The 14,965-nt window shown below is 73.3% G+C and carries 12 protein-coding genes; 8 read left to right on the top strand and 4 right to left on the bottom strand.

The annotated features are described in order from the left end of the window. Positions 1-50: 50 nt before the first annotated feature. On the top strand, positions 51-1,628 hold the full coding sequence (hutH, locus tag ACF9IK_RS22355) for a histidine ammonia-lyase (protein ID WP_395295911.1): 1,578 nt from the start codon (positions 51-53) through the stop codon (positions 1,626-1,628). Between the two features lie 28 nt (positions 1,629-1,656). Here the strand turns inward: hutH and ACF9IK_RS22360 are convergent, their stop codons facing one another. Further along, positions 1,657-2,079 (bottom strand): hypothetical protein, encoded by a 423-nt coding sequence (locus ACF9IK_RS22360; protein WP_395295912.1) that lies wholly within the window; start codon positions 2,077-2,079, stop codon positions 1,657-1,659. Between the two features lie 242 nt (positions 2,080-2,321). Here ACF9IK_RS22360 and ACF9IK_RS22365 point away from each other — a divergent pair, with 242 nt between their 5' ends. After that, a complete protein-coding gene (locus ACF9IK_RS22365) occupies positions 2,322-3,191 on the top strand; it encodes a MurR/RpiR family transcriptional regulator (protein WP_395295913.1) in 870 nt (289 codons plus the stop codon). Between the two features lie 64 nt (positions 3,192-3,255). On the opposite strand, the gene ACF9IK_RS22370 is transcribed toward ACF9IK_RS22365, so the two are convergent. After that, complete coding sequence (locus ACF9IK_RS22370; protein ID WP_395295914.1) at positions 3,256-3,735, bottom strand: SRPBCC family protein; 480 nt, start codon at positions 3,733-3,735, stop codon at positions 3,256-3,258. Between the two features lie 108 nt (positions 3,736-3,843). Here ACF9IK_RS22370 and ACF9IK_RS22375 point away from each other — a divergent pair, with 108 nt between their 5' ends. The 5 genes from ACF9IK_RS22375 (at position 3,844) to hutI (ending at position 10,046) form a co-directional block, all read left to right on the top strand. Further along, on the top strand, positions 3,844-4,173 hold the full coding sequence (locus ACF9IK_RS22375) for a hypothetical protein (protein WP_395295915.1): 330 nt from the start codon (positions 3,844-3,846) through the stop codon (positions 4,171-4,173). Between the two features lie 365 nt (positions 4,174-4,538). Next, positions 4,539-6,209: a urocanate hydratase gene (gene hutU, locus ACF9IK_RS22380; RefSeq protein WP_395295916.1), complete on the top strand. Its 1,671-nt coding sequence runs from the start codon at positions 4,539-4,541 to the stop codon at positions 6,207-6,209. A 17-nt stretch (positions 6,210-6,226) separates the two neighbouring features. Next, positions 6,227-7,429 (top strand): allantoate amidohydrolase, encoded by a 1,203-nt coding sequence (locus ACF9IK_RS22385; RefSeq protein ID WP_395298649.1) that lies wholly within the window; start codon positions 6,227-6,229, stop codon positions 7,427-7,429. After that, positions 7,420-8,769, top strand: a complete 1,350-nt coding sequence (locus ACF9IK_RS22390) for a formimidoylglutamate deiminase (protein WP_395295917.1) — start codon at positions 7,420-7,422, stop codon at positions 8,767-8,769. Before ACF9IK_RS22385 ends, ACF9IK_RS22390 begins: the two co-directional genes overlap by 10 nt. A gap of 107 nt (positions 8,770-8,876) precedes the next feature. Continuing rightward, positions 8,877-10,046: an imidazolonepropionase gene (gene hutI, locus ACF9IK_RS22395; protein ID WP_395298650.1), complete on the top strand. Its 1,170-nt coding sequence runs from the start codon at positions 8,877-8,879 to the stop codon at positions 10,044-10,046. Between the two features lie 108 nt (positions 10,047-10,154). Here hutI and ACF9IK_RS22400 read toward each other — a convergent pair whose 3' ends face one another. Beyond that, positions 10,155-12,251 carry a S9 family peptidase gene (locus ACF9IK_RS22400; RefSeq protein ID WP_395295918.1) on the bottom strand — a complete coding sequence of 699 codons (2,097 nt, stop codon included), beginning with the start codon at positions 12,249-12,251 and terminating at the stop codon, positions 10,155-10,157. 119 nt (positions 12,252-12,370) lie between these two features. Beyond that, positions 12,371-13,879 carry a peptide MFS transporter gene (locus ACF9IK_RS22405; RefSeq protein ID WP_395295919.1) on the bottom strand — a complete coding sequence of 503 codons (1,509 nt, stop codon included), beginning with the start codon at positions 13,877-13,879 and terminating at the stop codon, positions 12,371-12,373. 329 nt (positions 13,880-14,208) lie between these two features. On the opposite strand from ACF9IK_RS22405, the gene ACF9IK_RS22410 reads away from it, so the two are divergent. Continuing rightward, the gene (locus ACF9IK_RS22410) at positions 14,209-14,883 is read left to right on the top strand and encodes a response regulator transcription factor (protein WP_030290974.1); all 675 of its coding nucleotides are present in this window, start codon (positions 14,209-14,211) and stop codon (positions 14,881-14,883) included. The last annotated feature ends 82 nt before the right edge of the window (positions 14,884-14,965 follow it).

The following is a 14,965-nucleotide window of genomic DNA, read 5'->3' on the forward strand; positions in this document are numbered from 1 at the left end:
CCGGACGGTTGTCATATCTCCATTCACCTGATGAGATGGTGTATATGGATATGCACAGTGCTGCGGCCCCCCACGCGCCGCTCGTCCAGGTCGGCAAGGCCGACGTCAGCGCCGAGGACGTGCTGGCCGTCGCCCGTGGCAACGCCAAGGTCGAGCTCGGCCCCGACGCGCTCTCCGAGATGGCGACCGCGCGCGCCCGGATCGACGCCCTCGCGGCCGAGCCGCGCCCGGTCTACGGCGTCTCCACCGGTTTCGGCGCGCTCGCCGTGCGCCACATCAGCCCCGAGCTGCGCGCCCAGCTGCAGCGCTCGCTGGTGCGCTCGCACGCCGCCGGCATGGGCCCCGTCGTCGAGCGCGAGGTGGTCCGCGCGCTGATGTTCCTGCGGATGAAGACGCTGGCCTCCGGCCGGACCGGCGTGCGCCCGGTGGTCGCCCAGACCATGGCCGCCATCCTCAACGCCGGCATCACCCCGGTGGTCCGCGAGTTCGGCTCGCTCGGCTGCTCCGGCGACCTCGCTCCGCTGTCGCACTGCGCGCTCGTGCTGATGGGCGAGGGCGTGGCGACCGGTCCGGACGGCGTCGAGAGGCCCGCCGGCGAGCTGCTCGCCGAGGCCGGCATCGAGCCGGTCGAGCTGCTGGAGAAGGAGGGCCTGGCCCTCATCAACGGCACCGACGGCATGCTCGGCATGCTGGTCATGGCCATCGCCGACCTGTCGCGGCTCTTCACCACCGCCGACATCACCGCCGCGATGACCCTGGAGGCGCTGCTCGGCTCCGACAAGGTGCTCGCCCCCGAGCTGCACGCTCCGATCCGCCCGCACCCGGGCCAGGCGCTGTCCGCGGCCAACATGCTCGCCGTCCTCAAGGACTCCGGTCTCACCGGCCACCACCAGGACGACGCGCCGCGGGTCCAGGACGCCTACTCCATCCGCTGCGCCCCGCAGGTTGCCGGTGCCGGCCGCGACACGCTCGCCCACGCCACCCTGGTCGCCTCCCGCGAGCTGGCCGCCTCGGTCGACAACCCGGTGGTGCTGCCGGACGGCCGGGTCGAGTCCAACGGCAACTTCCACGGTGCCCCGGTCGCCTACGTGCTGGACTTCCTCGCGATCGCCGCCGCGGACCTCGGCTCGATCTCCGAGCGCCGCACCGACCGGCTGCTCGACAAGGCCCGCTCGCACGGCCTGCCGGCCTTCCTGGCGGACGACCCGGGTGTGGACTCCGGCCTGATGATCGCCCAGTACACCCAGGCCGCGCTGGTCAGCGAGAACAAGCGGCTCGCCGTCCCGGCCTCGGTCGACTCGATCCCGTCCTCCGCGATGCAGGAGGACCACGTCTCGATGGGCTGGTCCGCCGCCCGCAAGCTGCGCCAGGCGGTCGAGAACCTCGGCCGGGTCCTGGCCGTCGAACTGACCGCCGCCGCCCGCGCGCTGGAGATCCGCCAGCAGGCCGACTCCGGCGGCCGGGTCGCGCCCGCCACCGCGGCCGCGATGGCCGCAGCCCGGGAGGCCGGGGTCGGCGGGGCCGGCCGGGACCGCTTCCTCTCGCCGGACCTGGAGGCCGCCGCCGCGCTGGTCGCGTCCGGAGAGCTGGTCCGGGCGGTCGAGCAGGTCACCGGCCCGCTGGCCTGACGCCCGACGCCGTGGGAGCGGGTGGGACTCAGTCCCACTCGCTCCGCGACGGCTTCGAGCGGCGCTCATCGCGCCGGTCGCCCAGCACGGCCGCGACGTTGACCCCGACGATGCCGGCCCAGCAGACCACCAGGCCCATGAGGCCGGAGAATCCGCCGTTCCCGCCGTCGGTCGCGATCGCGGTCAGCGGGATGCCCAGCACCAGCGAGGCCAGTGGCAGCTTGGAGCGGCCGAAGCCGCGGTGGTGACGGAGGTGGGGGGCCGGACCGTAGTCCTCCATCCGCTCCGCCACCCGGCGCTCCACCCGGGAGTCGAGGCGCGCGTCCAGCCGGGAGTCCAGCCGGGCCAGGAACGAGTCGACCAACTCCGACTCGTACTCCTTGCCCAGATCCTTGCGGGCCTGCAGGGTGGCGTCGAGGTCGCGCCTCAGTTCGTCCTGGCGAGTGTCCATGAGATCCAGCCTGGCTCCCGGTACCCCGCGGGTCCATCGGTTCGCACGGGAATCGGGGCGGGCTCAGGGGGAAATCAGGGTTACCCCGAGAGCCCTCCCGACCCGGACCGCGGTGTACCCGCGGCCGCCCCGGCCGGCGGGGCCGTCTCACCGGACGTCCCGCTGGACGAGACGTCTTTGCCAGTCGCGACGTGCTGCTGCACAGTCGTCGTCCGAACAGCTCGCACCCGGAGGTATCGCTGATGACCGCCACCGACGAAACCGGCACCGTCGGCCCCTCCGCCCGGCTGCTCCAGCTCTTCGAGGGGCACCGGCTGACCCCCACCCAGCGGCGGATCGCCCACTCGCTGGTCCGGCACGCGAACGAGGCGCCCTTCCTCTCCAGCGTCGAGGTGGCCGAACTCGCCGGGGTCAGCCAGCCCTCCGTCACCCGCTTCGCGGTCGCTCTCGGCTACGACGGCTACCCGGCGCTGCGCAAGCAGTTGCGCGAGCTGGGCGCCGGCGAGCCGGTCGCACCGGAGACCCCGGACGACGCGGTGCGCAACGAGCACCAGCAGGCCGTGCTCGCCGAGATCGAACACCTGCGTCACCTCGCCGAGCTGCTGGCCGACCCCGAGCCGATCGCCCGAGCCGCCCGGCTGCTGGCGGCCTCCCGGCCGCTTCCGGTGCTCGGTCTGCGGGCCGCCTCGGCGCAGGCCCGTGGCTTCGCCTACTTCGCCGCCAAGGTGCACCCGGACATCCGGCTGCTCGACGAGGGCGGCAGCATGCTGGCCGACCGCCTCGAACAGGCCGCCGCGGCCGGTGCCACCGCGCTGCTCTGCTTCGCGCTGCCGCGCTACCCGCGCGAGCTGATGGACGCCCTGGCGGTGGCCCGGGAGTGCGGGCTGACGGTGCTGACCGTCGCCGACAGCGCCTTCGCGCCGGTGGCCAAGCTCTCCGACCTGATGCTGCCGGCCGCCGTCGGCACCGGGCTGGTCTTCGACACCGCCTGTGCGCCGATGATGCTCGGCCGGGTGCTGCTGCAGACCATGTGCGACGAACTCCCCGGTGCGGAGGCCCGGCTGGAGGCGATCGAGCAGTCGGCGGCGGCCCGCGGGCTGTTCCTGGAGTGAGCGGGGCCCGCAGCGGGCGGGCCCGGGGTGCGGCTTCGAGCGGCCGAGTCCGGGGCCCGGCCGGTCAGGCGTCGAGCGCCTGCCGGAGCCGGCCCAGGGTGGCGCGCATGCCGACCCGGTTGGCCTGCGCCCGCCGTTCCGGGGCGACCCCGGTGAAGACCCTGCCGAGCAACTCGGCGAACGGCGCGCCCCGACCGGTCCGCAGGTCCCGCCAGTACTCGGTGACGGTCGTGCCGCCGTCGCCGTCCGGCTCGAAGCGGTAGCCCCACTCGGCGATCGGCAGCCCGAACGACCCCACCCGGAAGGCGAATTCGCGGTCCTGGTCGGCGACCGTGACCCGGGAGGTGGTGAACCAGACGTAGAGCCCGCGGCGGTTGAAGCCGACGAACCGCTCACCCCTGTGCAGCGGGCCGCGGCGCGCCCACACCGCACGGCACTCCGGGCTCCACTCGCCCATCCGGCGCACCTCGCTGACGGCGCGGTACACCGCCGCCGGCGCGGCGGCCATGCTGATGCTCTCCTCGACACTCCACTCGCGGTCCATCCCGACCCCTCCCCGTTCGCTGCCGACGCCCGTCGACCCGTCAGCGACCGTACCTGCAGGTTGTCGATCCGCCCAGAACGGGCATAGCTTCCAGTAGGGGGTGCCCTCATGCGCGTGATCCACGAGATGAAGTTCGTCGGCCGGCTCGCCTCCGGCGCCGACGAGTGGTCCTGCCCGGCCTGCGGACGCCGCGTCACCGTGCGCCGCCTGCCCGAACCCGAACTCACCGTCCTCGACCCGGGTGACGAGACCGCCGTCCACGTCGGCGTCATCGAGCCCGACGCGCGCGCGGCCGCGGCCGCCGACAAGTACGGCCTCGGCCCGGTCCAGGAGATCCCCCGCCCGCCCCGCCCGGCCGCCCCCGCCGTCCCGGACGAGGAGGACCGCCGCTGGCTCGCCGAGATCGGCATCGACTGGGACGGCGGCGCAGCGGCCTGAGCGTTCGGCACGGTGATCGAGGAGACCTCGTAGGCGCCGAAGCCGGTCGGGAGCCCGCTGTCGAGCTGGCGGAACGGGCGCTCGACCGTCCCCGCATGCTTGATCCGGACACGGAGACCTGCGCTCCGCCCGATCTCCTCCGCCACGTCCCGAAGCCTGCCGGGTCGCGGCCGATGGCCGTCACCGTGTCCTCCGCTCCCCGACACTGGGCCGAGTGGCTGGTGTTCGCCTGATTCGGGGTAGCGCTCGGGGATCCGGCGCACCGGCGCTGATCGGATGGCCCCGAGGTCTGGTCGCGGGCTGATTGTTTGGATATATTCAGCCGAACCAAGACTGAATGAATTCATCCGCAGGGAGGCCAGGACATGGTGCAGCAGCAGACGAGCGGACCGCGCGAGGTGCGTGCGGCGCGGGGGACGGGGCTCACGACGCAGGGGTGGCAGCAGGAGGCGGCCCTGCGGATGCTCATGAACAACCTCGACCCCGAGGTGGCGGAGCACCCGTCGAAGCTCGTCGTCTACGGCGGCACCGGCAAGGCCGCGCGGGACTGGCGCTCCTTCGACGCCATGGTGAAGACGCTGCAGGGCCTGAAGCAGGACGAGACCATGCTGGTCCAGTCCGGCCGCCCGGTCGGCGTGATGCAGACCCACGAGTGGGCGCCGCGCGTGCTGATCGCCAACTCCAACCTGGTCGGCGACTGGGCCAACTGGGAGGAGTTCCGCCGGCTGGAGAGCCTCGGTCTCACCATGTACGGCCAGATGACCGCCGGGTCGTGGATCTACATCGGTACCCAGGGCATCCTCCAGGGCACCTACGAGACCTTCGCCGCCGTCGCCAACAAGCGCTTCGACGGCACCCTGGAGGGGACGATCACCCTCACCGCCGGCCTCGGCGGGATGGGCGGCGCCCAGCCGCTCGCCGTCACCATGAACGGCGGCGTGGCGATCTGCATCGACTGCGACCCGTCCCGGATCGCCCGCCGGATCGAGCACCGCTACCTGGACGTCGAGGCCAAGAACCTCTCCCACGCCCTGGAGCTGGCCACCGCCGCCCGCGACAAGAAGCAGCCGCTCTCCATCGGCCTGCTGGGCAACGCCGCCGAGCTGTTCCCGCAGCTGCTCGCGATGGACGCGCCGATCGACATCGTCACCGACCAGACCAGCGCCCACGACCCGCTGAGCTACCTGCCGCTCGGCGTCGCCTTCGACGACATGGCCACCTACGCGGCCGAGAAGCCCGCCGAGTTCACCCAGCGCTCGCGCGAGTCGATGGCCAAGCACGTCGAGGCCATGGTCGGCTTCCAGGACCGCGGCGCCGAGGTGTTCGACTACGGCAACTCGATCCGCGGCGAGGCCCAGCTGGCCGGCTACGACCGTGCCTTCGCCTTCCCCGGCTTCGTCCCCGCCTACATCCGCCCGCTGTTCTGCGAGGGCAAGGGCCCGTTCCGCTGGGCGGCGCTCTCCGGCGACCCGCAGGACATCCACAAGACCGACAAGGCCGTGCTCGACCTCTTCCCGGAGAACGAGTCGCTGGCCCGCTGGATCAAGATGGCCCAGGAGAAGGTGCACTTCCAGGGCCTGCCCGCGCGCATCTGCTGGCTCGGCTACGGCGAGCGTGACAAGGCCGGCGAGCGCTTCAACGACATGGTCGCCTCCGGCGAGCTCTCCGCCCCGATCGTGATCGGCCGCGACCACCTGGACTGCGGCTCGGTCGCCTCCCCGTACCGGGAGACCGAGGCGATGCTGGACGGCTCGGACGCGATCGCCGACTGGCCGCTGCTCAACGCCATGGTCAACGTCGCCTCCGGCGCTTCCTGGGTCTCCATCCACCACGGCGGCGGCGTCGGCATCGGCCGCTCGATCCACGCCGGCCAGGTCACGGTGGCCGACGGCACGCCGCTGGCCGGCGAGAAGATCCGCCGGGTGCTCACCAACGACCCGGGCATGGGCGTCATCCGGCACGTCGACGCCGGCTACGACCGGGCCGACGAGGTCGCCGCCGAGCGCGGGGTGCGCATCCCGATGGGTGAGCTGTGAGCGACTCCTTCCTGGAGATGTGGGCGGAGCTGCTCCCCGTGGGCCGCTCCGCCTCCTCCGGCGGTTACCGCCGCTTCGCCTGGAACTCCGCGGACGCCGAGTGCCGGGCCTGGTTCGAGGAGCAGGCCCGCAAGCGCGGCCTGACCTACGAGCTGGACCGCAACGGCAACCAGTGGGCCTGGCTGGGCGACCCGCAGGGCGAGGGCGCCGTCGTCACCGGCTCGCACCTGGACTCCGTCCCGGACGGCGGCGCCTTCGACGGCCCGCTCGGCGTGGTCTCCTCCTTCGCCGCGCTGGACGAACTGCGCTCGCGCGGCACCGGGTTCAGCAAGCCGCTGGCGATCGTCAACTTCGGCGACGAGGAGGGCGCCCGGTTCGGCGTGGCCTGCATCGGCTCCCGGCTGACCGCCGGCGTGCTCGGCAGGGAGGCCGCGTACGAGCTGCGCGACGCCGACGGCGTCCGGCTGCCGGACGCGATGGAGCGGGCCGGCTACGACCCCGCCGCCATCGGCGCGGACGGCGACCGGCTGGCCCGGATCGGCGCCTTCGTCGAGCTGCACGTCGAGCAGGGCCGTTACCTTGCCGAGGACCAGCCGGTCGGCGTGGCCAGCGCGATCTGGCCGCACGGCCGCTGGCGCTTCGACTTCCACGGCGAGGCCAACCACGCCGGCACCACCCGGATCGAGGACCGTCGCGACCCGATGCTCACCTACGCCAACACCGTGCTCTCGGCCCGGAAGAAGGCGAAGCTGGCGGGCGCCCTGGCCACCTTCGGCAAGGTCGCGGTGGAGCCCAACGGCACCAACGCGATCGCCTCCCTGGTCCGCGGGTGGCTGGACTCCCGGGCCGCCGACGAGGCGACCCTCACCGCGCTGGTCGAGGAGATCGAGCGGGCCGCGTACGAACGCGGCGAGCGCGACGGCGTCCGGGTCGAGCTGACCCGCGAGTCCTACACCCCGGTGGTGGACTTCGACGGCCCGCTGCGCGACCGCCTGGCCCGCAGGCTGGGGCGCGACGGGGCACCCGGCGGCGTGCCGATCCTGCCGACCGGTGCGGGACACGACGCCGGAATCCTGGCATCGGCGATCCCGACCGCCATGCTGTTCGTGCGGAACCCGAGCGGCGTCTCGCACTCCCCGGCCGAGCACGCCGAGACCGCAGACTGCCTGGCCGGGGTCGCCGCGCTCGCCGACGTACTGGAGGACCTGGCGTGTCAGTAACCTACTGGGCGCAGTACGCCTGGCTGCCCCACGTCAACGGTCCGGTGGTCGAGCAGGACGTGCTGATCGCCACCGGGACCGGCGGCAAGATCTCCAAGGTGACGCCGGACAGCGGGCCCTGCCCGCCCGGCGCGGTCCGGCTGGAGGGGCTGCTGCTGCCCGGCCAGGCCAACGCCCACTCGCACGCCTTCCACCGGGCGCTGCGCGGCAACGTCCAGGTCGGCTCCGGCACCTTCTGGACCTGGCGCGACACCATGTACCGGTTCGCCACCGCGCTGGACCCGGACAGCTACCTGGCGCTCGCCACCGCCGTCTACGCCGAGATGGCGCTCGCCGGCATCACCGCGGTCGGGGAGTTCCACTACCTGCACCACGCGCCCGGCGGCGCCCGCTACGACGACCCGAACGCGATGGGTGAGGCGCTGATCGAGGCGGCCGGCCGGGCCGGAATCCGGATCACCCTGCTGGACACCTGCTACCTCTCCTCCGGCTTCGGCGCCGAGCCGACCAAGCCGCAGCGACGGTTCAGCGACGGCGACGCCGACGCCTGGGCCGAGCGCGCCGCCGCGCTGCGCCCGCGCGAGCACGCCAGGATCGGCGCGGCGATCCACTCGGTCCGGGCGGTGCCCGCCGAGCAGCTCGGCACCGTCGCGCACTGGGCGTCGATGCGCAAGGCGCCGCTGCACGTCCACCTCTCCGAGCAGACCGCCGAGAACGACGCCTGCCTCACCGCGCACGGCGTCACCCCGACCCGGCTGCTCGCCGACCACGGCGCGCTCGGCCCGCGCACGTCCGCGGTGCACGCCACCCACCTCACGGAGGAGGACATCAAGCTCCTCACCGACTCCTCCACCACCATCTGCATGTGTCCCACCACCGAGCGGGACCTCGCGGACGGCATCGGCCCGGCCCGCCAACTGGCTTCGGCCGGCTGCCCGGTGACGCTCGGCAGCGACAGCCACGCCGTCATCGACCCGTTCGAGGAGGCGCGCGCGCTGGAGCTGGACGAGCGGCTGCGCACCCGCACCCGCGGCCACTGGACGGCCAACCTGCTCCTGCGGGCCGGCACCGAGGACGGACACGCCTCGCTCGGCTGGCCGGAGGCCGGGCGGATCGAGGCCGGTTCGCTGGCCGACTTCACCGTGATCGCGCTGGACTCCGTGCGCACCGCCGGCCCGCCCTCCCGACTCGGCGCCGAGATCGCGGTCTTCGCCGCCTCGGCCGCCGACGTGCGACACCTGGTGGTCGGAGGCCGGCACGTGGTCAAGGACGGCGTGCACCAGCTGGTGCCGGACGTCCCTGGCGCGCTGCACTCCTCGATCGCCGCACTGAGCTGCTGAGAGATCCCGTTGACCCCCGGGGCGGGGCGGGCGCCGAGCCCGCCCCGCCCCTCGTCCGTACCGAAAGGCCTGACGTGAGCACCCCCAGCACTCCCAAGAGCGACGGCATGCCGAGCACCCTGATCGCCGGCATCGGCAGCCTGGTCACCAACGACCCCGCGCAGGGCACCGGGCCGCTGGGCCTGCTCACCGACGCGGCCGTGGTGGTGGACGGCGGCACGATCGCCTGGGTCGGCCCGGCCGCCGAGGCGCCGGCCGCCGACGAGCGGTTCGACGCGGCGGGGCGGACGCTGCTGCCGGGCTTCGTCGACTCGCACGCCCACCTGGTCTTCGCGGGCGACCGCACCGCCGAGTTCAACGCCCGGATGTCCGGCCAGTCGTACACCGCCGGCGGCATCCGCACCACGGTGGCCGCCACCCGGGCCGCGAGCGACGCCGAGCTGGACGCCAACCTGGCCCGGTTCGTCCGCGAGGCGCTTCGCCAGGGGACGACCTCGATCGAGTGCAAGTCCGGCTACGGGCTGACCGTGCCGGACGAGGCGCGGGCACTGCGGATCGCCTCCTCGTACACTCCCGAGACCACCTACCTCGGCGCCCACGTGGTCGCCCCCGAGTACGCCCAGGACCCGGCCGGGTACGTCGACCTGGTCACCGGCGAGATGCTGGACGCCTGCGCGCCGTACGCCCGCTGGGTGGACGTGTTCTGCGAGGACGGCGCCTTCGACGGGGACCAGGCGCGGGCGATCCTGACCGCCGGCGTCGAGCGCGGCCTCACCCCCCGGGTGCACGCCAACCAGCTCTCCTACGGTCCCGGTGTGCAGCTCGCCGTCGAGCTGGGCGCGGCCTCCGCCGACCACTGCACCCACCTGACCGACGAGGACGTGGCGGCGCTGGCCGGCTCGGCCACGGTGGCGACGCTGCTGCCCGGCGCGGAGTTCTCCACCCGCGCCGCCTACCCGGACGCGCGCCGGCTGCTCGACGCGGGCGCCGTGGTGGCGCTCTCGACCGACTGCAACCCGGGTTCCAGCTTCACCAGCTCGATGGCGTTCTGCATCGCGGTCGCGGTGCGGGAGATGGGGATGACGCCGGACGAGGCGGTCTGGGCGGCGACCGCGGGCGGCGCGCACGCCCTGCGGCGGACGGACGTCGGCACGGTGGCCGTGGGCGCCCGGGCCGACCTCCAGCTGCTGGAGGCCCCCTCGCACGTGCACCTCGCGTACCGGCCGGGCGTGCCGCTGACGGCGGCCGTCTGGCGGGCGGGCGTGCGCGAGGTCTGACCGGGCGCACCGGAGCCCCCCCGTCCCGTGCCGGGGACGCGGGGGGCTCCCTCCCGTTCGGGCGGTGTCCCGGGCAGGACGTCGGGTGGGCCCTGGCTGCGGCCGGCGTCAGGCGAGGCCGAGCGAGCGCTTCAGGAAGTCCAACTGGTGGTGGTGCAGGTTCTCCGTCACCGCTTCGTCGGTGGGCGTGTGGCTGGTGCCGCTGAGCGGCAGCACCTCGTGCGGGCGCCCGGCCGCGAGCAGGGCACCGGAGAGCCGCAGGGCGTGGACCGGGAAGACGTTGTCGTCGGCGAGGCCGTGGACCAGCAGCAGCGGGCGGCGCAGCCGCGGCGCGTCGGCGATCAGCGAGCAGGCGTCGTAGCGCTCGGGGTGCTCGCCGGGGTGGCCGAGGAACCGCTCCTGCCAGTGGGTGTCGTAGAGCCGCTGGTCGGTGGGGGCGGCGCCGGCGACGGCGGCGTGGAAGACGTCCGGCCGCCGCAGCACGGCGAGCGCGGCGAGGTAGCCGCCGTAGGACCAGCCGCGGATCGCGACCCGGTCGAGGTCGAGCAGCCCGGGCCGCAGCCGGGCGGCCTCGTGCAGCCCCTCGACCTGGTCCTCCAGGGCCGGGGTGGCCTTGTCCCCGAAGACCTCCTTGTCCCAGCGAGGCCCGCGGCCGGGGGTGCCGCGGCCGTCGACGGCCAGCACGGCGAAGCCCTGGTCGGCGAACCACTGCGAGACCAGCTCCGGCCAGCCGCCGCCGGTGGTGACCTTCTGCAGCGCCGGCCCGCCGTACGGGTCGAGCAGGACGGGCAGCGGTCCGTCCCCGGGGCGGTGGCCGGCGGGCAGGAAGAGCGCGGCGCACAGCCCGCGCGGGCCGAGCCGGAGCAGCTCCGGCCGGGCGGTGAGGACGGGCACCTGCGCGTGCGAGGCCAGCGGGAGCGCCGGGCGGCCCTCGGGCAGCACGGTGGTCCGGCCGGCCGGGGCGCCGGCGGCCCGGGTGGTGAGCACGAGCGTGCCGCCGCGCCGCACACCGCTGTGCAGTCCGGGACCCTCGCTCAGCCGGCGCAGTCCGGTGGCGGGCCCGTACAGCCAGAGGTGGGTCTCGGTGGGCTCCTCGGTGGCGGTGAACAGCACCTGCCCGCCCTCGGCCCCGAGAACCGCGCGAAGCTGCAGCCCGGCCGGGGTGACGGGTTCGCCGGCCACGGTGAGGTGGCGGGTCCCGCCGAGGTCGGCGGAGCCGACCAGGGCACCGGACGCCGTGCGGACCGGCAGGCCGGGGACCAGCTCGACCCAGTGCTCGTCGCGCTGCTCGGCCAGGGCGCTCGTGGCGCCGTCCGGGGCGATCGCCAGGGTGCGGACGGTGCGCTGGTCGCGGCTCTGCACGGCGGCGTACGGACCGTGGTCGTCCCAGCCGGCGGCGGTGAGGTACTCGTAGCCGGCCCGGTCCCACCGGACCTCGGTGCGACCCCCGGGACGGTCCGGGTCGAGGGGGAGCAGCCAGAGCGAGACGTCGGAGTTGGCGGTCCCGGCCAGCGGGTAGCGGACCGTCCGCGGCGGCCGCTGCGGCTCGGCCGGGTCGGCGAGGTGGAGTCGGCTCAGCGGGCGGTCGTCGACGCGGGCGGCGAGCAGTGCGGTGCCGTCCGGGGCCCACCAGTGACCGCGGGTCCGGTACATCGACTCGGCGGCGGCGTGCTCGGCGATCCCGTACGCCACCTCCGCGTGCTCGGGCTCGGCGAGCGCCCGGTCGCCGCGGCCGTCGGTGCCGACCACGCGCAGGGCGCCCCCGCCGACGTAGGCGATCCGGCGGCCGGCCGGGTCGAGGCGCGGGTCGTACACCGGGGCGGCGGTGGGGACGTTGCGGACGGCGCCGTCGGCGGAGTCCACGAGCCAGAGCGCGCCGTGGAGGGCGAAGACGGCGAGCCGGCCGGTGCCGTCGGTGCCGAAGGCGGTGATGCCGGTGGTCAGCACGCGGGCGCGCTCGCGGCGGATCCGCTCGGCCTCGGGGAGGGCGGCGTCGTCGGCGCCGAGCGCGACGGGGTCGGCGAGCAGCCGCTCCGTGCCGGTGGCGGTGTCGAGCGCCCAGAGGCAGGAGACCGGGTCGTCGCCGGCCCGGCTGCGCAGGAACAGCACGGTGCGGCCGTCGGCGGAGACGGCCGGTGCGGAGGGGGCGCCGAGGGTGAAGCGCCGGGTGCGGGCGAGCTGACGGGGGAGTGAGTCGGTGGGCATCCCGTCACCCTCGCACGGCGGGGGCCGGGAACGCGGCGGGGGCCGGGAACGCGGCCGGGGCCGCTGCGGATCTCAGGAATCCACAGCGGCCCCGGAGCCGGTGCCAGGTCGGCTGGGCGTCAGTGCACGTCGCCCATCAGCCTCACGACCTTCTTGCGGTACATCGCCAGGCCGATGCCGGCCACGATGGCCATCGCACCCTGGAAGGCGAAGTACCCGGTGGATCCGACCACCTCGTCGCCGAGGACCAGCTGGAAGATGGCCGCGACGCAGTCACCCGCGGTGACGGCGAGGAACCAGACACCCATCATCTGGCTGGCGTACTTCGCCGGGGCGAGCTTGGTGGTGACGGAGAGGCCGACCGGGGAGAGGGTCAGCTCGCCGACGGTCTGGACCAGGTAGACCATGGCCAGCCAGAGCGGGGTGACCTGGGTGCCGCCCGCGGCGGCGCCCATCGCCAGCATCATGACCAGGAAGGAGCCGCCGATCATCAGCAGACCGAAGGCGAACTTCACGGTGGTGCTGGGGTTCTTGCCCCGGCGGGACAGGGCCACCCAGAGCCAGGCGAAGACCGGGGCCAGCGCCATGATGTACAGCGGGTTCAGCGACTGGAACCAGGTCGACGGGAAGTCGAACCCGAACAGCGTGGACGCGGTGTTCTCGTCCGCGAAGATGCTCAGCGTCGAGCCGGACTGGTCGTAGATCATCCAGAACACGGCGGCGGCGACGAAGAACCAGATGTAGCCGCTCATCCGGGACTGCTCGGTCTCGTCGAGGTCCTTGTCCCGCTTGACCTTCGAGAAGACGAAGACCGGGATCGCGATGCCCGCGATCGACAACGGCCAGATCGCCCAGTTGATGGTGAAGTGGCCGGTCAGCGTGACGATCGCGTAGAAGACGGCGGCCAGGCCCAGCCAGATGCCGGCCTTCTTGAAGATCGCGCTCTTCTCGGCGGCCGAGATCGGCGACGTGACCACGTCGCTCTTCGGGCTCAGGTGGCGGGTACCCAGCAGGAACTGGATCAGGCCGAGCGCCATGCCGACGCCGGCGAGCGCGAAGCCGAGGTGCCAGTTCACGCTCTGGCCGACGGTGCCGATGACCAGCGGGGCGGCGAAGGCACCGAGGTTGATGCCCATGTAGAAGATCGTGAAGCCGCCGTCGCGACGCGGGTCGTTCGGGCCGTCGTACAGGTGGCCGACCATCGTCGAGATGTTGGCCTTCAGCAGACCGGAGCCGATCGCGATGAACGCCAGACCGACGAAGAACGACGCGCTCATCGGAACGGCCAGCAGGAAGTGGCCGATCATGATGATCACACCGCCGACGGCGACGGTCTTGCGGGCACCGAGGAAGCGGTCCGCGATCCAGCCGCCCGGGAGGGCGAGCAGGTAGACCATCGCCGTGTACACGCTGTAGACGGCGGCGGCGACGGCCGCCTTCATGCCGAGGCCGCCCTCTGCGACGGAAGCCGTCATGTAGAGGACCAGCAGGGCGCGCATGCCGTAGTAGCTGAAGCGCTCCCACATCTCGCTCATGAAGAGAGTGGCGAGTCCACGGGGGTGCCCGAGGAAGGTCTTGCCGCTGGGAGAGGCCGGCTTGAGGCCGGCGTCCAGGGTCGTAGACGCCATGTGTAGGGGTTCCTTGCCTGACAGCGTCCGCCAAGGGGGGTGGAGGCGGACGTGGACGGAACCACTGTACGTGGCGATATTTGGCGACATCGGCTGACAAAACGCGGCAATTAGGTATGTCGATGGTAAAGCCTGCGACAGGCTAGCTTGTTCGATCCATGGTCTGGCCGCGGTAATTCCTTCGGATTGAAGATCGAAAGGCGGAATCTTCGCCGAACGCGCGGTCGGGGGTGGTTCGTTGAGCGGTGCTCGCTGTCCGTATAACGATCACGCTCTGTGAACTACCTCACAGCGGCAGCGGCCATACCCCGGCGGACTACCATCACCACATGACCTGTGTGCTGCTCGCCGAGGACGATCCGGCGATCTCCGAACCCCTCGCCCGGGCCCTTCGACGCGAGGGGTATGAGGTGCTCGTCCGGGAGGACGGCCCGACCGCGCTGGCCGCCGGGCTCACCGAGGAGGTCGACCTCGTCGTTCTGGACCTCGGCCTGCCGGAGATGGACGGCCTGGAGGTCTGCCGGCGCCTGCGCGCCGACGGCAAGAGCTGCCCCGTCCTGGTGCTCACCGCCCGGGCCGACGAGGTGGACACGGTGGTCGGCCTCGACGCGGGCGCCGACGACTACGTCACCAAGCCGTTCCGCCTCGCCGAGCTGCTGGCCCGGGTCCGGGCCCTGCTCCGGCGCGGCAACGTCGACCAGCTCACCACCGGCGCGCACGGGGTGAAGATCGACATCGAGTCGCACCGCGCCTGGCTCGGCGAGGAGGAGCTCACCCTCTCCGCCAAGGAGTTCGAGCTGCTGCGGGTGCTGGTCCGGGACGCCGGCCGGGTGGTCACCCGAGAGGAGATCATGCGCCAGGTCTGGGACACCACCTGGTGGACCTCCACCAAGACGCTGGACATGCACATCTCGTGGCTGCGCAAGAAGCTCGGCGACGACGCGGCCAACCCCCGGTACATCGCCACCGTGCGCGGGGTGGGTTTCCGGTTCGAGAAGAATTAGGGCCGATCCACAAGACAGAACCCGGGCCCGGCCAGGGGCACCCGCCCCGGCCCGGTTCCACAGCACCACGGGGAGCGGCAGC

It is taken from the genome of Kitasatospora hibisci (assembly GCF_043950205.1).
GTDB lineage: Bacteria > Actinomycetota > Actinomycetes > Streptomycetales > Streptomycetaceae > Kitasatospora > Kitasatospora hibisci.